Origin of the sequence: Phenylobacterium sp., assembly GCF_031984885.1 — a bacterium.
Classification (GTDB): Bacteria; Pseudomonadota; Alphaproteobacteria; order Caulobacterales; family Caulobacteraceae; genus Phenylobacterium.
The window spans coordinates 65,552-84,399 of record NZ_DAMABV010000013.1; the positions used below are offsets into that span (position 1 = coordinate 65,552).

Here is an 18,848-nt window from a genome sequence, read left to right on the forward strand (position 1 = left end):
GGCCAGTTGTTGCGGCCTCATGATTTGGCCGGACAATATGGCGGGGCGCCCCCGCGCCGCAACATAGTTTCATTTTTCGCGAAGACCGGAGTTCGTCCTCTTGCCCCCCAAGGCCCGTAAAGCGTTTCTGACCACCGCCTCGATCGCCTTGCTGGCCACGGTGGCCAATGCGCAGGCCCCGACTCAGGGCGCGCCGGCTCAGGGCGCGCCGGCTCAGGGGCCCTACCGGCCGTTTTCCGGCGACCCGCGTCCGCCGTCCGAGGGGCCGCGCCCGATCGAGCTGACCCAGACCCCGCCGACCGCCTATCGCCAGTCGCTGTCGATGACCGACAGCACCGCCCTGACCTCGGCCCTGGCCGCCGCCAAGCGCGGCGACGTCAACACCGCCCGCACCGCCATCGCCGCCCTCTCCGATCCGGTCGCCAGGAAGCTGGCCACCTGGGCCATCGTCGACTCCGCGGCGGAGTCGATGTCGTTCTTCGAGATCGACCAGGCCCGCCGCGACCTCGCCGGCTGGCCGCGCCCTAACCGCCGTCAGCTCGGGGCCGAGAAGCTGCTGGAGACCTCGGGCCAGACGCCGCAGCAGATCATCGCCTGGTTCGGCGGCGCCGAGCCGCAGACCGCCGAGGGCGCCATGGCCCTGGCCAGCGCCTACCAGGCCACGGGCAGGCAGAAGGACGCCCAGGACCTGATCCGCCGCTTCTGGCGCGACAAGCTGTTCGAGGTCGCCCCCCAGCGCGCCATGCAGGCGCGGTTCGGCTCCATGCTGACCCAGGACGACCACGTCCGCCGCGCCGACATCCTGCTCTACGGCGCCCAGGGGCCGGCCGCGCGCGACATGCTGGCCCTGCTGCCGCCCGACCAGCTTCAGTTGGCCCAGGTGCGGATGGCCTATCGCTCGGGATCCTCCGGCGCCAACGACCTGGCCGCCGCCCTGCCCGCCAACCTGGCCAACAGCCCCGGCGTCGCCTTCGAGCGCGCCAGCTACTATCGCCAGCGCAACCTCGAGACCCTGGCCATCGCCGCGGTCCGCAACTTCCCCACCGACGTCGCCCATGGCGACATGGCCGAGCGGATCTGGGCCGAGCGCTACCGCCTGATCCTCTACGCCCTGCGCAACGGCGACTCGGCCGGCGCCTACACGGCCGCGGCCAACAGCGGCCTGACCTCCGGGGCTCCGGCCGCCGACGCCGAGTTCTACGCCGGCTGGATCGCGCTGACCCGCTTGAAGAAGCCCGAGCAGGCGGCCGTCCACTTCGCCAATGTCGAGAAGATCGGCCAGTCGCCGATCACCCGCGGCCGCGCCTTCTACTGGCTGGGCCGCACCGCCGAGGCGCGCGGCGACCAGGCCGCCGCCAAGGAGCATTACGCCGCCGGCGCCAGGTACAACACCACCTTCTACGGCCAGCTCGCCGCCGAGAAGCTGGGCCAGAACCTCGTGCTCGGCTCCGATCCGCAGATCACCCAGCCCGACCGCGCCCGGTTCGAAAGCCGCGACACGGTCCGCGCCACGCGCCTGCTCCACGACATCGGAAACCGCGACCTCTTCAAGACCTTCGTCCTGGCCCTCGACGACGTGCTGCCGACCGCCGAGGAACAGGCCCTGCTGGTCGACCTGGCCCGCGGCTACGGCGACCAGGACACCTCGATGAAGGTGGTCCGCACCGCCGCCCAGCGCGGCTTCATCCTGCCCGAGCGCGGCTATCCCCTGCGCACCCCGCCGCCGGTGGCCGGCGCGCCGGAGCCGGCCCTGACGCTCGGCATCACCCGCCAGGAGAGCGGCTTCGACCCCATGGTGCGCTCGGGCGCCGACGCCCGCGGCATGATGCAACTGCTGCCCGCCACCGCCGCCAGCGTCGCCCGCGGCCTGGGCATGAGCTACGATGTCTCAATGCTCTGGCAGCCCGACTACAACATGCAGCTCGGCCAGGCCTTCCTCGGCCGCCAGATCTCCAACTTCTCGGGCTCCTATCCGATGGGCATCGCGGCCTACAACGCCGGCCCCGGCCGCCCGCCCCAGTGGATCCAGTTCTGCGGCGACCCGCGCGGGGCGACGACCGACCCGATCGACTTCATCGAGTGCATCCCGTTCTCCGAGACCCGCAACTACGTCATGCGGGTCATGGAGGGGATGCAGGTCTATCGCGCCCGCCTGGGCGGCGGCTCGGCCCCGATCACCCTGTCGGCGGACCTCAAGCGCGGCGCCTACGGGACCTATGCCGGTCCGGCCCAGCCGCTGCCGGTCGGCGGGTCGAACGCGCCGATCCCCAACCCGTAGGGACCGGCGCGCGCAGCGCGAGCTCTACTTCGCGCCGTTCCCGAACCGCTTGCGGAAGTCCTCAAGGCGGATCGTGAAGTCGTCGGCGGCCAGGAACTCCAGGTCGCTCATCTTGGGCTGCTCGACCTTGCGGTACCAGGCGGCGTACTCCGGAACCTCGCCGGAGTATTTCTTGTAGTGGGTCGAATAGGTCCGCACCTGGATCACCGGCGTCTCGCCGCTCATGTCGAAGGTCATGAACCGCATCCAGCCGTCGCCGATCCCCACCGGCCAGTCCGCCTTCACCCCGGCCGCGATCGCGGTCTGGCCGCGGTCCTGATAGTCGGCCAGCACCTGGTGCACCATGGCGCCGCCCGCCCCGGCGTCGGCCCGATAGGCCTGGCCGTGCTGGTGCCCGTTCAGCGCCAGGAAGATCTGCGCGTGGCGGCTCAGGAACTTGGTCCACACCGCCTCGGGATTGTTGTGCTCGGGATGGACCATGGCCATGTCGACCATCGGGTTCGGAGCCCGCTGGCCGTCGGTGCTCAGATGGTCATGGGTGCTGACGATGGTCGGCAGCCCCGGATGGTCGGCGATCACCTTGGACGCCCATTCCAGAACGTCGTCGCTCGGCGCCATCTCCAGGCCGATGTGCAGGAACCGGTAGCCGCCGGCCGTGAAGACCTGGGCGCTGTCGGCCCCGCCGTTGTACGAGGCCACGTACCAGGGCTTGTCCTTGAAGAACTCGGTCTGCGCCCCGAACACCTCGCGCCAGTTGTCCAGCCCGCCCGGATGCAGCATCCCGTAGGGCCGCGGATGGTCGCCGGGGTTCATGAAGTCCTTGATCGGCAGGTAGCGCGAGTCCGTCCACATCGCGTCGTAGTCGTGGTTGCCCGGCACGACGGAGAACGGCGTCTGGCCGGCGATGATCTCGAAGCCCTGCCTGGCGGTCGGCATCTCGACGGTCCGGGTCTTCTCGCTCGGCGCGAAGTGGGCGTCGAGGAGCGGGTTCGCGCCCCGGCTGACCCCGAAGCCGGCGTGCGCCTCGTCGAACGCCTTGGTCTGGTGCTGCCAGGTGTCGCCCACCGAGGTGACGAAGGCGATGTCGCCGCCGTTGGTCTTCAGCCGGCCGGCGATGTAGCGCATCTGCTCGAAGAACAGCTCGCGCGCGTCGAACGGAAAGCCCTCCGCCGTCTGGTGGGTGAAGTCGACATAGTTCTGCGTGTCCGGGATCACCGCCAGGGTGAAGCTGTCGTCCTGGGCCAGCGCCGCGGCGGGCGTGAGCAGGACGGCGCTGGCGGCCAGGGCCAGCACGAAGCGGCGTGTCTTGCCGATCATGGAACGTCTCCGAAAATGGGGGATCAGAACTGCAGGCCGAGTTCGAGGCCGAAGGTGCGCGGCGCGCCGGCGATGGCGGTCGGGGTGCCGAAGTTCTCGCCCGAATTGCCCGCGTCCAGCAGGTATTCCTCGTCCAGCAGGTTGTCGGCGAACAGGCGCACGCTCCACCCCTGCGCCGCGTTGCGGACGCCCAGGTTGCCGCTGACGAAGACGTGGCTCTTGTCCATCTTCGGGGCGACGTTCTCGTTGTCGAAATAGACCTTCGACTGATAGCGGACCCGCCCCGAGAAGAAGCCGGTCAGGTCGCCGCTGAGCGGGCGTTCGGCGTTCAGGCCGATCGCCGCCTGGTACTCCGGAGAGATGCGGAAGCGGTGGCCGGTGAAGTCCCCCTCCGACGACTTGAAGTCGTCGAACTTGGCGTCGAGGTAGGAGAAGTTGGCGAAGGCGTCGACGCCGCTCGCCACCAGGAAGGTCCCGGCGAACTCGAACCCGGTGGCGCTGGCCGACCCGGCGTTCACCGCTCGCTGGCCCAGGGTCGGGTTGCTCGGATCGATCAGTTCCATCGTCTGGAAATCGGTCCAGCTATAGTGGAACAGGGCGGTGTCGAACCGGAAGCGGGCGAACGCCCCCTTCACCCCGACCTCGTAGTTCCAAAGCTGCTCGGGATCGACGGCCGCCACCGCGCCGTTGCTGTCGGCCTGCAGGAAGCCCGAGCGCTGGCCCTTGGCCACGCCCGCATAGGCGTGCAGCCCGTTGCCGAAGTCGTACTGCGCCGAGAAGCGCGGCAGCACCGCGTCGAAGTCCGCCTCGCCGTCCAGCGCCCCGTCGGTCGCCGCGAACATCAGGTTCTTCGGGGCGGCCGCATAGGCGCCGGGCAGCGCCGCCTGCAGCGCCGAATAGTAGGGCGCAAACAGCGGGTGGCGGGGGTCCGTGGCGTTGAAGCTCGGGTCGATGGCGACGAACCTGGCCGCCACCGCCGCGGAAACCGAGTTGTAGACGCCCAGCTTGATCAGGCCCGCCTGCCCCACCGCCGGCTGGTTGGAGACGAAGCGCCGCGCGTTGCGCACATAGCGGGCGCCGCCGTTGAAGGTGAGTTGGTCGGTCAGGTCGTAGCTCACGTCCACGAACGCCGAGGCGTCGGCCTTGCGGCCCTTCTGCTGGCGATATTCCCGCCGGTCCGGGTCCAGGGTGATCCCCAGCGAGGGCGGCAGCACCAGTTGGTTCGGCTGGCCGTTCGGCAGCACCCAGACGCCCGACTGCAGGATGCCGAAGATCGGCTCGCTGAAGGTCAGGCCGATGGTCTCGTCGACCGCATCGCGGATGTAGCTGACGCCCGCAAAGCCCTTCAGGCGCTCGCCGGCCGAGAAGTTGACCCGCGCCTCCTGGTAGAAGCTCGAGGTCGCGTTGGTGATGTCGCTGTCGACGAAGGGGATGAAGCCGCCGTCCAGGTCGAAATACTGCTCGTAGTCGTACTCGCGGTAGCCGGTGATCGACGAGAAGCTCAGGTTGTCGTTCAGCTCGGCCTCGATCAGCAGCGTGCCGCCATAGACGTTGCGCTCGAACTTCGAGGGCCTGCGCGGCGCCTGGTAGGTCTCCTTGTGGTAGTCGGCGAAACCCAGGCTCGGCGTCGGGATCGTGAAGCTGGTGAACTGCGTGCCGGTCGGGTTGTCGTGCTGTACATAGCCGATCACCGTGGCGCTGAAACGGTCGTTCGGTTCGAACTTGAACGAGGCCCGCGCCGCCGTCGTGTCCAGCCCCATATAGTCGCGCGGGTCCCCGGCGGTGGCCGCCTTGTTCTCGATGTAGCCCTTGCGCTGTTCATGGAACCCGGCGATCCGGAACGCCGCCACGTCCGACACCGGCAGGTTCAGCGCGCCCTCCGCGCGCCGATAGTCCAGGTTGCCGACCGCGCCGTTCACATAGCCGCCGAACTCTTCCTGCGGCTTGCGGGTGATCAGCGAGAGGCCGCCGATCTGCGAGGCGGTGCCGAACAGCGTCCCCTGCGGCCCGCGCACGATCTCGATCCGGTCCATGTCGTAGATCGCCATCTGCGCGCCCTCGCGGCGGCTGATGTCGACGCCGTCGAGATAGGTCGAGACCGCCGATTCCGAGCCCGCGCCCGACTCGTCCGAGGTGATGCCGCGGATGCTGATGCTCGGCGCGGCCGGGCTCTGGTTCTTGTAGTTGGTGCTGGGGGCCAGGCTGGCCACCTCCTCGACCGAGCGCAGGCGCATCCGCTCGATCGCCTGGCCGCCGAAGGCCGAGATCGCGATCGGCACGTCCTCCAGCGCCTCGGCCCGCTTCTGGGCGGTGACGATCACCTCCTCCAGCGTGCCCGGCAGGTCGGCCTCGTCGGCCAGGGCGGGCGCTGCGATCAGCAGCACCGAGGCCAGCGACATCAGGCCCGCGGCATGGCGGCCGCGCACCCCGCGCCGCACCGATCGCGCGTATCCAGAGAACTCACTCGACATGATTGACGCCCCTTGCCGTCTCGATTTACGTTCCGGGCGTGTAACGATATTGAATGATGGTTTTGCGACGCCGATGCTACGCGACGACGACAGTCCCCAGGTCCAGGCCGCCTCCGCTCCCGACCAGGCCCGCCGCGGCCGCGGCCGCCCGCGCGACGGGTCCATGGAGCCGGCGATCATGCAGGCCGGCTGGGCGCTGCTGGCCGAGCGCGGCTATGCCGGCATGACCTTCGAGGACCTGGCCGAGCGCGCGGGCTGCAGCCGTCCGGCCCTCTATCGCCGCTTCGCCAACAAGCGCGAACTGATCATCTGGATGCTGGACAACGCGGCCCGCGACACCGACCCGGCCCTGCCCGCCCACGTCCCGCCGCGCACGGTGCTGATCGAGAACCTGTGGGGCTTCGTGCGCCACCTGGGCGGCCCGGCCGGGGTGGCCACGCCCGAACTCAGCCAGGCCCGCCGCCGCGACCCGGAGCTGTCGGTCGCCCTCGACGCCCTCTATGAGCGCGAGCGCCGCCCCTATCTCGTCGCGCTGGACGCGGCGCTGAAGGGCGCTCTGCCCGCGCCCGAGGTGTCCGGCCTGGTCGACAACATGATCGGCGCGGTGCTGTTCCGCGCCGGCCTGCAAGGCCAGAAGCTCAAGCTCGCCCAGATCGAGCAGATCGTCGACCAGGCCCTGCTCGCCGGCCGCGCCTCGCTCAGGAAGCCGCGCGCACGCCAGGCCTAGTGACCGCCGCCCGGTCCGGCGGCGCGCTTGGGCCGCGGGGCCAGCCAGATCGTCGTCGCGGCGACGACGAAGACCACGGCCGTGGCGATGAACATCTGGTTGGTCGACAGCATCACCGCCTGGCTCTGCACCAGGCCCTCTAGCTGCCCCAGCGCCTGGCTGGGCGAGAAGCCCTGGGCGACCAGGCCATCCAGCGCCGCCTGCGGCTGGTTGAGCGCGCCCGCCAGCTCCGAGCGCTTGGCGCTGGCGTCATTCTCCCAGGAAGTGGTCATCAGCGAGGTCGCGAACGCCCCGGCCACCACCCGCAGGAAGTTGGCGATGCCGGCCGCCGCCGCCGTCTCCTCCTCGTCCACCGCCCCCAGCGCGATGCTCTGGGTCGGGATGAAGAAGAACGGCATGGCGAAGCCCAGCGCCAGTTGCGGCAGGGCGATGGTCATGAAGTCGGCGTTGGTGGCGAAGTGGCTGCGCCAGATGGCGACGCCCGCCATCCAGAACACCCCGAACGAGACCAGGGCCCGCGGGTCGCGCCTGGCGACCTGGCTGGCGACGATCGGCGACATCACCACCGCCAGCACGCCCTGGAACGCGGCCGCATAGCCGGCCCAGGTCGCGGTGTAGCCCATGTTGGTCTGCAGCCAGAGCGGCAGGAGGACCACGCTGGCGAAGAACGCCCCGAAGGTGAGGCTGAGCGTCGTCACCCCGATCGAGAAGCCCCGGTGTCGGAACACCCGCAGGTTCACGATCGGGTTCTGCGCCGTCAGCTCCCAGATCAGGAAGGCCGCGAAGCCGACCGCCGCCACGACCGCCAGCCCGATGATGAACGGCGAGGAGAACCAGTCGTGCTCCTTGCCGGTGTCGAGCATGACCTGCAGCGCCCCGACCCAGACGATCAGCAGGCCCAGGCCCACATAGTCCACCGGCACGCGGCGCGTCGGCCCCTGGCGCTTGATCAGCGCGCGATAGGCCAGGAACGCCACCCCGAAGGCGACGGGGATGTTGATGAAGAAGATCCAGTGCCAGCCGATGGTGTCGGAGATGGTCCCGCCCAGGACCGGCCCGGCGATCGGCCCGACCACGGTGGTCATGCTCCACAGGCCCAGCGCCTGGGGCGCCTTTTCCTTGGGGAAGATCTGCAGCAGCAGGGTCTGCGACATCGGCATGATCGGCCCGCCGCAGAGGCCCTGCAGCACCCGCGCGAACACCAGGAAGCCGAAGGTCGGCGCCAGCCCGCAGAGGATCGAGCAGACCCCGAACCCGACCAGGCCGAACACGAAGACCCTCACCGCCCCGAACCGCTGGGCCAGCCAGCCCGACAGCGGCACGGTGATCGCCTCGGCCACCGCATAGGAGGTGATGACCCAGGTGCCCTGGCTGGGCGAGACCGCCAGGCCGCCGGCGATGTGCGGCACGGCGACGTTGGCGATGGTGATGTCCAGCACCACCATGAAGTTGGCCAGGCCGAGCAGCAGCCCGGTCACCAGCAGCGCCATCCCGGTCAGGGGCGCCGGCGTCGATTGGCTCTGGCTCACCGGCGCGATCCTACTTCGAGACGTCGATCACGGCGTCCATGGACAGGCCGACCCGCAGCGGATGCTCGGCCAGTTCCTTGGGGTCGAGGACGATGCGGACCGGCACGCGCTGGACCACCTTGATCCAGTTGCCGGTGGCGTTCTGGGCCGGGATCAGCGCGAAGGCCGAGCCGGTGCCCCCGGCCAGGCCCGAGACCTTGCCGTGGAACTTCACGCCCTTGCCATAGAGGTCGCTGGTCAGCTCGACGCTCTGGCCGGGCCGCACCTTGCGCAGTTGAACCTCCTTGAAGTTGGCGTCCACATAGGCGGTCTGGATGGGCACGATGCTCATCACCGGCGCGCCGTTGGCCACCTTCTGGCCGACCACCACGGCCTTGCGGGCGACGACGCCGTCGACCGGCGAGCGGATGGTGGTGCGGGCCAGGTCCAGCTCGGCCTGGGCCAGCCTGGCGCGGGCCGCGGCGACCTCGGGATTGTCCTCGACATCGGCCCCGGCGATCAGGACGTTGGCGGCCTTCTGCTGGCCGGCCGACTGCGCGGCGGTGGCGCGGGCCTGGGCCAGCCCCGCTTGGGCCGCGGCCAGCGCGGCCTTGGCGGCCTGGAAACGGTTCTCGGCCTGGGTCAGCTCGTCGCCCGACACCGCGCCCGAGGCCGACAGGTTGCGGCGGCGGCCGTACTCGACCTCGGCCCGGCTGAAGTCCGACCGGGCGCTGGCCAGCATGGCCTCGGCCCGCGCGACGTCGGCGGCGCGCGCCGCGGTCTGGGCGCCCAGCGCCTGGTCGTTGGCGAAGTACTGCCCCACCCGCCGCTGCGCCTGGCCGAGCTCGGCCCGGGCGCGGTCGACGGCGAGCTGGTAGTCGGCCGGCTCGATGACCGCGATCACCTGGCCCTTCTTGACCACCGCCGTCTCGCCGACCGGGGTCTGCACGATCGGGCCGGAGACCAGGGCCGTCACCTGGGCGGTGTCGGCGTTGACATAGGCGTTGTCGGTCGAGACGTAGCGCGAGGCGACCAGCAGCCAGTAGAGGCCCCAGATCACCGCGGCGGCGAGGATCACGCCCCCCAGGATCAGGAACAGGCGTTTACGCCGCGCGCCGTTGGCGGAGGCGGACGCAGGCGCGGATGCGGGCGCGGCGGCCACGGCTTGGGGCTTTGATCCGATATCGTCGGGCATGGAAGGCCTTTCCGGGGGAGGACGGAAACGGTTGGGGTCAGGCGGCTCGGAATCCGCCGCCCAGGGCGCGGACCAGAGCTGCATCAAGGGTCAGGGCGCGCGACTCCAGGTCGGCGGCGGCCCGCCTCTGCAGGATCACGGCGTTCTCGGCGGTCAGCACCGCGGTGTAGGAGTCGAGGCCGCCCTCGTAACGCATCCTGGCGATGCGATAGGCTTCCTCGCCCTTGGCCAGGGCCTCGCGGGCGGCGGTCAGCCGTGTGGCCAGGGCCCGTTCGCTGACGGCGGCGTCGGCCACCTCCTTCAGCGCCTGGACCAGGGCGGCGTCATAGGCGGCGACGGCGGCGTCGTATTCGGCCCGCGCGCCGCGATAGGCGCCCGACAGCCGGCCGCCCTGGAAGATCGGCAGGCTGAGCGCCAGCCCCGCCTGGCCGATGTCCGATCCGCTGTCGGTCAGCAGGTCGAGGCCCAGCGACTGGGCGCCGATGAACCCGGCCAGGTTCACGTTCGGATAGAAGGACTTGCGCGCCACGTCGATGCGCTTGGCGGCCGCCTCGGCCCGCAGCCGCGCCGCGGCGATGTCCGGGCGGCGGCCCAGCAGGTCGGCCGCCAGGTTGGCCGGCAGCCCGAAGTCCCGGGTCGCCGGCGCGCTCGGCCGGGCGATGGCCAGGCCGCGGTCGGGCCCGGCGCCCAGCAACGCGGCGATCTGGTCGCGGGCCAGGCCCACCTGTTCCCGCGCGGCGGCCAGGTCCTGGTCGGCGCTGGCCAGGCCGGATTCGGCCTGCCGCAGCTCGCCCTGGTTGGCCGCGCCGTTGTCGACCCGCTGGGCCACCAGCTTGCGGGTCGCCTCGCGGTTGGCCTGGGCCTGGACGGCGGCCTCTTCGGCGGCGAAGGCGCGCGAGAGTTCGGCATAGGCGCCGACCACCGAGGTCGTCAGCATAAGCCGCGCCTGCGCTGCGTCCATCTCGGCGGCGGTCGCATCGGAGGTCGCCGCGGCCAGGGCCGCGCGGTTCTTGCCCCAGAGGTCGAGGTCGAACGACAGGTCCAGGGTCGCCCGGCCGGTGTCGTTGTAGCCTTCCGGCACGAAGGCCGGCGGGATGCCGTTGTTTTAGCTCTGCTTGGTCTGCGCCGCCTGGGCGTTCAGGCTGGCGCTGGGCAGCAGCGCCGCGCGGCTCTGCTGGGCCCGCGCCTGCGCCGCCCGCACCCGGGCCTGCGCCTGCGCCAGGCTGGGAGACCCCGCCAGCGCCTCATCGACCAGGGTGTCGAGCTGGGCGTCGCCATAGCTCGTCCACCACTGGTCGACCGGCCACTCGGCGGCCGGGGCGTCGAAGCTCGAGGTTGCGGCATAGGCCTGCACGGGCCTGACCTGGGGGGCTGGACCCAGGTTCGGAACGGCCGCGCAGCCCGCCAACAGGAGGGCCGCCGTCACGGGGGGGAGAATCAGGCGTGCCATGCCGCGTCTCGAAATCGACTAGGGAGAAGTACGGACCTAGAAAACCGTACGGTACGGTCATATGTTCCTTGGACTGGACCTCGTCAAGCGCAAACCGTACAGGATGGTCAGATGGTGACAGCCCCGCCCCAGAGCAAGCGTGAGGAACGCCGCGACGAACGCCGCGACGGCATTCTCGACGTCGCGCGCGACTGCTTCCTGGCCGACGGCTACGCCGCCACCTCGATGTCCAGCATCGCCGCGCGGCTGGGCGGCTCGAAGGGCACGCTCTACAACTATTTCAAATCCAAGGAAGAACTGTTCGAGGCGGTCATGCAGCGCCAGTGCGGCGCCCTGGCCGAGACCCTGTTCGACGTCGACCACGACGGCGACGATGTGCGCGAGCGCCTGCAGCACTTCGCCGCCAAGTTCCTGGCCCTGCTGCTGACGCCCGAGTCGCTCGGCATCCACCGGGTCGTGGTCGGCGAGAGCGGCCGGTTCCCGGAACTGGGCCGCATGTTCTACGAGATGGGCCCCAAGGTGATCCTGACCAAGATCGCCGCCTACCTCGCCGACCTCATGGACCAGGACGTCCTGCGCCGCGCCGACCCCTTCGTCGCCGCCCAGCAGTTCAAGGACCTGACCATCTCCGGCGTGCTGCAGCCGCGCACCTGGGGCGTCATCACCGGCGACATGACCGACGCCGAGATCGAGGACCAGGTCAACAACGCCGTCGACACCTTCCTGCGCGCCTACCGGCCCGACTAGGATTCCGCTGGAGCCTCCAGCCGTCCGCCCTAGTCGGCCACCAGCCCGTGCATCAGGCCGTCTAGCGTGACCTGGATCAGGTCGTCGGTCGGCGCCCATTCGAAGTTCGGGCGGGCGATCATCATGCTGACCAGGCCATGGCACGAGGTCCACAGCGCCTGGGCGGCGCTGTCGGCGGTGCCGGTGCGCAGCCGGCCCTCGGCGGCGATCTCGCGGACCACGCCGGAGAACACCTGATAGCACTGGTCGCCCAGCGAGGCCGTCGTCTCCTCCTCGCCGATCACCGCGGCCAGGCGCGCGACGTTGCAGAACACCAGCTCGTAGGCGTTCGGGTGCTCCAGCCCCCAGCGCATGTAGGCGTCCAGCATCAGCTTGACGCGGTTGGTCGCGTCCATCGGCTTGGCGGCGATCTCGGCGTTGCGTTCCAGCAGGTTGCGGATCGTCCCCTGGCAGATCTCCAGCAGGATGCAGCTCTTGTCGGGGAAGTGCATGTAGAGCGCGGTCGAGGACACCCCCACCTCGTCGGCGATCTTGCGGATCGTCGCGCCCTCATAGCCCTCGGCCACGAAGATGCGCTCGGCGGCCTCCAGGATCTCCGCCCGGCGGAGGTGGCCGTCGCCCTTGGGTTTCCGGGCTGAGCGCCGCGTCGTCACTGCGATGGTCACAGCATTCCTTCCGAGTCCGTCCTGTAACAAACGGAAACCAAAACCACCGCGGTTGCAAGCCTGGACTAAAGAAAAGGCCAGCCAAATCCGGGGCTAAGGGCGCCCTTGCGGAAGCTCGCCGGCATCACGCCGCCCCGCCTATCGCATTGCAAAGCCGCAGCGTTTCGAGCGTTCGGGCGTTTCTCCTGGGCAAACTCCGCCGTAGGCGCCGAACAGACGCCGCGCGGCCACGCCGATTGGATGAGGGAGCGGCCATGAGACTGCCCGACGACCAACTGCAACGCCTGGCGCTGCACAGCGCCTTCGGACTCCACCTCGTCGCCAAGTGGATGGCGACCCGCAGCGACGTCGATCCCGAGATCCGCGACCGGCTGTCGGTGCACATGGCCGCCCTCGACGGCGTGCTGTCCGCCAACGGCCACGACTGGATCCGCGAAGAGATCGAAGGCACCGAGGCGGCCCTGCAAGGCCGCTGAGCCCTTCGCAGGGCTGGACCACCAGCCTGGGAACCGGCTAGTGGGCGGCCATGACCAGGATCGCCCCCGTCGTCGCCGACCTGCCCGGCGCCATGCGCACCACCGGCTGGGCCGACTACGCCCTGCTGGACTCCGGCGGCGGCCGCAAGCTCGAGCGCTACGGCCCCTACACCGTCGTGCGCCCCGAACCCCAGGCCATGTGGGACCCGCGCCTGCCCGCCGCGACCTGGGACAAGGCCGACGCCGTCTTCGATCCGTCGGACGAGGAGGACGCCGGCAAGTGGCGCTTCCGCGGCAAGCCCAAGGAAAGCTGGCCCATGGCCTGGGGCGAGGTGCGCTTCCACGCCCGCTTCACCGCCTTCCGCCACCTGGCCTTCTTCCCCGAGCAGGCCGCCAACTGGGCCTGGCTGGACCAGCGCGTGCGCGCCCTGCCCGGCCAGCCGCGCATCCTCAACCTGTTCGGCTACACCGGCGTCGCCAGCCTGGTCTGCGCCGCGGCCGGGGCGCACGTGACCCATGTCGACGCCTCCAAGAAGGCCATCGCCTGGGCCCGCGAGAACGCCGCCCTTTCGGGCCTGGACGACCGCCCGATCCGCTGGATCTGCGAGGACGCCCGCCGCTACGTCCAGCGCGAGGTGCGCCGCGGCTCGCGCTATGACGGCATTATCCTCGACCCCCCCAAATACGGGCGCGGACCGGACGGCGAGGTCTGGCGCCTGTTCGAGAACCTGCCTGAACTTTCGGCCCTATGCGCTGAACTTCTCGGGGAAAACGCCTCCTTCCTGCTGCTCAACGCCTATGCCGAGCGGATCTCCGGGGCGGCCCTCTCCTCGCTCTGCGCGGCCAAACTGGCCGGCCGCGGCGGGACCATCGACTGGGGCGAGCTGACCCTGGTCGAGGACGCGGCCGACCGCCAGATCGGCATGTCCTTCTACGGCCGGTGGTCGGCATGAGCCGCGTCGTCACCTCCCTGACCAACCCGACGGTCAAGGCCGTCCGCGGCCTGCACCTGCGCAAGGAGCGCGACCAGTCGGGCCTGTTCGTCGCCGAGGGCCTGAAGATCGTCACCGAGGCGGTCGAGCTCGGCCACGCCCCGCGCATCCTGATGTACGGCAAGGACGCCGAGGGCCATCCCCTGCTCAAGCGCGCCGTCCAGGCGACCCTGGCCGCCCGCGGCGAGGTGATCGAGGTCACCCTGGACATCCTGGCCAAGGTCTCGCGCCGCGATAACCCGCAGGCCGTCGTCGCCGTCTTCGCCCAGACCTATACGCCGCTGACCTCGCTCGACCCGGCCGCCGCGCCCTGCTTCGTGGCCCTGCACAGGGTCCGCGACCCCGGCAACCTCGGGACCATCGTGCGCACCGCCGACGCCGCCGGCTGCGGCGCGGTGATCCTGGTCGGCGAGTGCTGCGACCCGTTCTCGGTCGAGGCGGTCCGCGCCACCATGGGCTCGATCTTCGCCGTGCCGATCGTCAAGGCCACCGAGGCCGAGTTCGCCGGCTGGCGCTCGTCCTGGCCCGGCTCGGTGGTCGGCACGCTGCTCACCGCCGACGTCGATCACCGCCAGGCGAGCTACGCCAGGCCGGCCATGATCCTGATGGGCAACGAGCAACAGGGCCTGACGCCCGAAATGGCCGCCCTCTGCGACGTCAACGTCAAGATCCCCATGCGCGGCCGCGCCGACAGCCTCAACCTCTCCGTCGCCACCGGCATCATGATCTACGCCGCGACCTAGATCCGCTTGGCTTTCCGTCTCCCGCAAGGGGAGAAGGGTGAAGCTCGCCGCCACCTTCCGCGACAGCCTTGCCCTACGTCCCCCGCGGCTTGGCCCGCGCGGTCGGGGCGGTGTTGGCCGGGTCCTCGGGCCAGACGTGCTTGGGATAGCGCCCGCGCATGTCGGAGCGCACGTCCTTCCAGGACCCGCCCCAGAACCCCGGCAGGTCCTTGGTGGTCTGGATCGGGCGATGGCCCGGCGACAGCAGCGACAGGGTCAGCGGCGTCCCGGCCACGGTCGGATGCACGGTCAGGCCGAACACCTCCTGCACCCGCACGTCCACCCGCGGGCCGCCCTCGGCGCCGTAGTCGATGGAAAAGCTGTTGCCGGTCGGGGCCGTCCAGCGCGCGGGCGCCGAAGCCTCCAGCTTGCGCTGCAGCTCCCACGGGACCAGCGCCCGCACCGCCCCGTCCAGCACGTCGGGCTTCAAGGCGCCCAGCGAGCGCACGCCCGTGAGCAGCGGCGTCAGCCAGTCGTCCAGCCGCGCCAGCAGCGCCTCGTCGCTCAGGTCGGGCCAGTCCTGGCTGCTCGCCCGCAGAAACGCCCCGCGCTGGCGGAACGAGCGCGCCGCCTCGCCCCAGGGCAGCCGCCCCAGCCCCTCGGCCCGCACGCGCGCCGCCAGCGCCGCGGCGATCAGCGCCGGATCGGGGTTCTCGTCGATCTCCTCGCGCACGGTGATGCGGCCCAGCCGCGTCAGCCGCCTGGCCCGCAGCCGCCCGCCGCCGCTCTCGTCCAGCCGATCTTCGACCTCGAGCTGGTCCCGGAAGGCGGCCGTCAGTTCCGCCTCGTCGACCGGCGCGGCCAGCAGGATGCGGTCGCGGCGCTCGCCGCCGCCCAGCTCGGCGATCGCCAGCCATTTCTCGCGGGCCAGGGCGTCGGTGGGCTCCACGAACGCCCCACGGCCGCTGACCAGTTGGAACTCGCCCGTCCCGCCCCGCGCCTTGGCGATCCGCTCGGGATAGGCGAAGGCCAGCAGCAGCCCGTCGTCCAGCGGCTCGCCGCGGCCCGGCCGGCCGGCCAGCGAGGCCCAGCGCTCGGCCAGGCTCCGCGCGTCCCGCGCCCGGGGCGAGCGGTCGCGGCCCAGCCCCTCCAGCCGGTGGCGCAGGTCGGCGTCGCGCCCGCCCAGGCCGCGCTCGGTGACCAGGGCCGCGATCAGCGCCGCCCGGCCCGCCTGCCCCGTCGCGCCCGCCTTCAGCACCATGTGCGCCAGCCGCGGAGCCAGCGGGAACTCGCTCAGCGCCTCGCCGTGGGCGGTCAGCACGCCCTCCGCGGTCAGCGCCTCCAGCCGCCGCAGCAGCGAACGCGCCTCGTTGAACGCCGCCGCCGGCGGCGGATCGAGGAACGCCAGGTCCTTGGGATCGCGCGCGCCCCAGCGCGCCAGGTCCAACGCCAGGCCCGAGAGGTCGGCGTCGAGGATCTCGGGATCGGCGAAGGCCGGCAGGGCGCGGGTCTCGGCCTCGTCCCACAATCGGTAGGCGACGCCCGGTTCGGTCCGCCCGGCCCGGCCGCGCCGCTGGTCGGCCGCCGCGCGGCTGACCCTCACCGTCGCCAGCCGGGTCAGGCCGCTGGCCGGGTCGAAGCGCGGAACCCGCGCCAGCCCGCAGTCGATCACCACCCGCACCCCCTCGATGGTCAGGCTGGTCTCGGCGATCGAGGTCGCCAGCACCACCTTGCGCACCCCGGCCGGCGCCGGGCTGATGGCCGCGTCCTGCTCGGCCGGGTCCAGCGCGCCGTACAGCGGAGCGATCCGCACGTCCGGCCGCCGCAGCCGCTCGGCCAGCAGCTCGGCCGTGCGGCGGATCTCCCCCTGGCCGGGCAGGAAGACCAGGATGCTGCCGGTTTCCTCGGCCAGGGCGCGCTCCACGGCCCGCACCGTCCGCTCCTCCAGCCGCAGCCGCTCGTCGCGGCCGAGATAGCGGGTATCCACAGGAAACGCCCGGCCCTGGCTCTCGATCACCGGCGCCGCGTCCAGCAGCCGCGCCACCGCCGCCCCGTCCAGGGTCGCCGACATCACCAGGATGCGCAGGTCCTCGCGCAGCACGCCCTGCGCGTCGCGCGCCAGCGCCAGCCCCAGGTCCGCGTCCAGGCTGCGCTCGTGGAACTCGTCGAAGATCACCGCGCCCAGGCCCTCCAGGCTCGGATCGGCCAGGATCATCCGGCTGAAGACGCCCTCGGTGACCACCTCGATGCGGGTCCGGGCCGAGACGCGCGACTGCATCCGCACGCGATAACCGACTGTTTCGCCGACCTTTTCGCCCAGGGTCCTGGCCATGCGCTCGGCCGCCGCCCGCGCCGCCAGCCGCCGCGGCTCCAGCATCACGATCTTGCGCCCGGCCAGCCACGGCGCATCCAGCAGCCGCAGCGGGACCAGGGTGGTCTTGCCCGCGCCCGGCGGCGCCACCAGCACCGCGGCGGTCCGTTCGGCCAGCGCCGCCTGCAGGGCGGGCAAAATTTCCTCTACTGGAAGCATGCCGTGGTCTAGCCGCGCCTGCCTGCCGGGCCAAGACGGACGCTCATCGCGCGGGCGCCCGCTTTGGCGCAATTGGGCGGCGACGGCTTGGCGCTTGACCGCAAGGTTCCGAAGGGGCCACGTAACGCCAAATCAAGACCGCGCGGCGGGGGCCGCCCGGATTCTCCTGGAGGAAATATGTGGCGAGTTAAATCGCTCGACGCGATTCTTGCGACCGCAGAAAAGAAATCGCTGCATCGGTCGCTGGGCGCGTTTCAGCTTACCATGCTTGGGATCGGGGCGATTATCGGCACCGGGATCTTCGTGCTGACCGCCGAAGCGGCGCAGAAGGCCGGCCCCGGCATGATCGCGAGCTTCATCATCGCCGGCTTCGTCTGCGCGGTCGCCGCGCTCTGTTACGCCGAAATGTCGTCCATGGTCCCGGTCTCCGGGTCCGCCTACACCTACAGCTACGCCGTCATGGGCGAACTGCTGGCCTGGATGGTCGGCTGGGCGCTGATCCTCGAATACGCCGTCGCCGCCGGCGCGGTGTCGGTGGGCTGGTCCGGCTACGTGGTCGGGCTGGTCGAGCACGCCTTCCACATCGACATACCCAACGCCCTGGTCCTCGGGCCGATGGACGGCGGGATCGTCAACCTGCCGGCCGCGCTGATCGCCCTGGCGGTGACCGGCCTGCTGGTGATCGGCACCAAGGAATCGGCGACCGTCAACGCCATCCTGGTGGCCGTGAAGGTCGCGGCCCTCAGCCTCTTCATCGTCCTGGCCCTGCCGGTGATCAACATGGAGAACTTCCATCCGTTCGCACCGCTCGGCATGGCCGGCGTCTCGGCGGCGGCGGCCTCGATCTTCTTCGCCTACGTAGGTTTCGACGCGGTCTCGACCGCGGCCGAAGAGACCAAGAACCCCCAGCGCAACATGCCCATCGGCCTGATCGGCTCGCTCGGCATCTGCACCATCTTCTACATCCTGGTCGCCACCGGGGTCATCGGCACGGTCGGCGCCCAGCCGCTGACCGACGCCGCGGGCGCGGGCCTGCGCCCCGGCAGCCCCGAGCTGACCGCCGCCTGCAAGGCCGCCGGCGACGCTCACGTGGTCTGCTCCAAGGAAGCCCTGGCCTGGACCCTGCGCTCGATCGGCTGGCCGCAGATCGGCAACCTGCTCGGCCTGGCCGCCGGCCTGGCCCTGCCCTCGGTCATCCTGATGATGATGTTCGGCCAGACCCGCATCTTCTTCGTGATGAGCCGCGATGGCCTGCTGCCGGCGGTGCTGTCCAAGGTCCACCCGACCTTCCACACCCCGCACATCATCACCATCATCACCGGCGTGTTCGTCTCGCTGTTCGCCGCCTTCTTCCCGGTCGGGGTGCTGGCCGACATCTCCAACTCCGGCACGCTGTTCGCCTTCGCGATGGTGGCGATCGCGGTGCTGGTGCTGCGCAGGACCGATCCTGGCCGCAAGCGTCCGTTCCGCACGCCGGCGATCGTCGTCGTCGCGCCGCTGGCGGCGGCCGGCTGCGTCTACCTGTTCTTCAGCCTGTCGACCGAGACCAAGCTGCTGTTCCTGGCCTGGGCCGCCGTCGGCCTGGTGGTCTACTTCCTCTACGGCTACCGCAAGAGCCACGTGGGCCGCGGCGTCGTCGACGTGCCGGAACTCTCGCCCGACGCGCCTCCCGGGCCCGTCGCGCCGATGCCCGGCGCCCCGGCGCCCGGCGATCGGCAGCACTGACATGGAAAGGCCCGGGTTCGTCCCGGGCCTTTTCTTATTGCGCTC

At 70.9% G+C, this 18,848-nt stretch carries 13 protein-coding genes and 1 pseudogene; 7 read left to right on the plus strand and 7 right to left on the minus strand.

Going from position 1 to position 18,848, the window contains the following annotated elements:
- Nucleotides 1–100 precede the first annotated feature (100 nt).
- Entirely contained in the window at nucleotides 101–2,278 is a 2,178-nt protein-coding gene (locus tag RTL41_RS16940; RefSeq protein WP_312166256.1) for a lytic transglycosylase domain-containing protein, read from the plus strand.
- 24 nt (nucleotides 2,279–2,302) lie between these two features.
- Here the strand turns inward: RTL41_RS16940 and RTL41_RS16945 are convergent, their stop codons facing one another.
- Nucleotides 2,303–3,595, minus strand: a complete 1,293-nt coding sequence (locus tag RTL41_RS16945) for a serine/threonine protein phosphatase (RefSeq protein WP_312166257.1) — start codon at nucleotides 3,593–3,595, stop codon at nucleotides 2,303–2,305.
- A 23-nt stretch (nucleotides 3,596–3,618) separates the two neighbouring features.
- The gene (locus RTL41_RS16950; RefSeq protein WP_312166258.1) at nucleotides 3,619–6,066 is read right to left on the minus strand and encodes a TonB-dependent receptor; all 2,448 of its coding nucleotides are present in this window, start codon (nucleotides 6,064–6,066) and stop codon (nucleotides 3,619–3,621) included.
- A 73-nt stretch (nucleotides 6,067–6,139) separates the two neighbouring features.
- On the opposite strand from RTL41_RS16950, the gene RTL41_RS16955 reads away from it, so the two are divergent.
- Entirely contained in the window at nucleotides 6,140–6,793 is a 654-nt protein-coding gene (locus tag RTL41_RS16955) for a helix-turn-helix domain-containing protein (protein ID WP_312166259.1), read from the plus strand.
- Here RTL41_RS16955 and RTL41_RS16960 read toward each other — a convergent pair.
- From RTL41_RS16960 to RTL41_RS16970, 3 genes and pseudogenes are all read right to left on the minus strand, one after another.
- Complete coding sequence (locus tag RTL41_RS16960) at nucleotides 6,790–8,322, minus strand: DHA2 family efflux MFS transporter permease subunit (RefSeq protein WP_312166260.1); 1,533 nt, start codon at nucleotides 8,320–8,322, stop codon at nucleotides 6,790–6,792. The two genes, RTL41_RS16955 and RTL41_RS16960, sit on opposite strands and share 4 nt — an antisense overlap.
- 10 nt (nucleotides 8,323–8,332) lie before the next feature.
- Nucleotides 8,333–9,496 (minus strand): HlyD family secretion protein, encoded by a 1,164-nt coding sequence (locus RTL41_RS16965; protein ID WP_312166261.1) that lies wholly within the window; start codon nucleotides 9,494–9,496, stop codon nucleotides 8,333–8,335.
- A gap of 37 nt (nucleotides 9,497–9,533) precedes the next feature.
- Nucleotides 9,534–10,946 (minus strand): annotated as a pseudogene (locus tag RTL41_RS16970) (efflux transporter outer membrane subunit).
- Between the two features lie 111 nt (nucleotides 10,947–11,057).
- Between RTL41_RS16970 and RTL41_RS16975 the strand changes: the two are divergent.
- Nucleotides 11,058–11,693 carry a TetR/AcrR family transcriptional regulator gene (locus tag RTL41_RS16975; protein ID WP_312166262.1) on the plus strand — a complete coding sequence of 212 codons (636 nt, stop codon included), beginning with the start codon at nucleotides 11,058–11,060 and terminating at the stop codon, nucleotides 11,691–11,693.
- A 29-nt stretch (nucleotides 11,694–11,722) separates the two neighbouring features.
- Here RTL41_RS16975 and RTL41_RS16980 read toward each other — a convergent pair whose 3' ends face one another.
- Nucleotides 11,723–12,358, minus strand: coding sequence for a TetR/AcrR family transcriptional regulator (locus RTL41_RS16980; protein ID WP_312166263.1), 636 nt, complete (start codon nucleotides 12,356–12,358; stop codon nucleotides 11,723–11,725).
- Nucleotides 12,359–12,612: 254 nt separating this feature from the next.
- Here RTL41_RS16980 and RTL41_RS16985 point away from each other — a divergent pair, with 254 nt between their 5' ends.
- From RTL41_RS16985 to RTL41_RS16995, 3 genes are read left to right on the plus strand one after another with little or no spacing between them, the layout of a single operon-like run.
- A complete protein-coding gene (locus RTL41_RS16985) occupies nucleotides 12,613–12,834 on the plus strand; it encodes a hypothetical protein (RefSeq protein ID WP_312166264.1) in 222 nt (73 codons plus the stop codon).
- A gap of 59 nt (nucleotides 12,835–12,893) precedes the next feature.
- Nucleotides 12,894–13,787, plus strand: a complete 894-nt coding sequence (locus tag RTL41_RS16990; protein WP_312166277.1) for a class I SAM-dependent methyltransferase — start codon at nucleotides 12,894–12,896, stop codon at nucleotides 13,785–13,787.
- Nucleotides 13,784–14,569 carry an RNA methyltransferase gene (locus RTL41_RS16995; protein ID WP_312166265.1) on the plus strand — a complete coding sequence of 262 codons (786 nt, stop codon included), beginning with the start codon at nucleotides 13,784–13,786 and terminating at the stop codon, nucleotides 14,567–14,569. The genes RTL41_RS16990 and RTL41_RS16995 overlap by 4 nt, the downstream gene beginning before the upstream one ends.
- Nucleotides 14,570–14,642: 73 nt before the next feature.
- On the opposite strand, the gene hrpB is transcribed toward RTL41_RS16995, so the two are convergent.
- The gene (hrpB, locus tag RTL41_RS17000) at nucleotides 14,643–17,078 is read right to left on the minus strand and encodes an ATP-dependent helicase HrpB (protein WP_312166266.1); all 2,436 of its coding nucleotides are present in this window, start codon (nucleotides 17,076–17,078) and stop codon (nucleotides 14,643–14,645) included.
- A gap of 177 nt (nucleotides 17,079–17,255) precedes the next feature.
- Here hrpB and RTL41_RS17005 point away from each other — a divergent pair, with 177 nt between their 5' ends.
- A complete protein-coding gene (locus RTL41_RS17005; protein ID WP_312166267.1) occupies nucleotides 17,256–18,803 on the plus strand; it encodes an amino acid permease in 1,548 nt (515 codons plus the stop codon).
- Nucleotides 18,804–18,848: the final 45 nt, after the last annotated feature.

Bases quoted from the DNA above. Each gene is read 5' to 3' on its own strand.
- RTL41_RS16945 (WP_312166257.1), bottom strand. From the start codon at position 3,595: ATGATCGGCAAGACACGCCGCTTCGTGCTGGCCCTGGCCGCCAGCGCC.
- RTL41_RS16950 (WP_312166258.1), bottom strand. From the start codon at position 6,066: ATGTCGAGTGAGTTCTCTGGATACGCGCGATCGGTGCGGCGCGGGGTG.
- RTL41_RS16955 (WP_312166259.1), top strand. From the start codon at position 6,140: ATGCTACGCGACGACGACAGTCCCCAGGTCCAGGCCGCCTCCGCTCCC.
- RTL41_RS16965 (WP_312166261.1), bottom strand. From the start codon at position 9,496: ATGCCCGACGATATCGGATCAAAGCCCCAAGCCGTGGCCGCCGCGCCC.
- RTL41_RS16975 (WP_312166262.1), top strand. From the start codon at position 11,058: ATGGTGACAGCCCCGCCCCAGAGCAAGCGTGAGGAACGCCGCGACGAA.
- RTL41_RS16985 (WP_312166264.1), top strand. From the start codon at position 12,613: ATGAGACTGCCCGACGACCAACTGCAACGCCTGGCGCTGCACAGCGCC.
- RTL41_RS16995 (WP_312166265.1), top strand. From the start codon at position 13,784: ATGAGCCGCGTCGTCACCTCCCTGACCAACCCGACGGTCAAGGCCGTC.
- hrpB (WP_312166266.1), bottom strand. From the start codon at position 17,078: ATGCTTCCAGTAGAGGAAATTTTGCCCGCCCTGCAGGCGGCGCTGGCC.
- RTL41_RS17005 (WP_312166267.1), top strand. From the start codon at position 17,256: ATGTGGCGAGTTAAATCGCTCGACGCGATTCTTGCGACCGCAGAAAAG.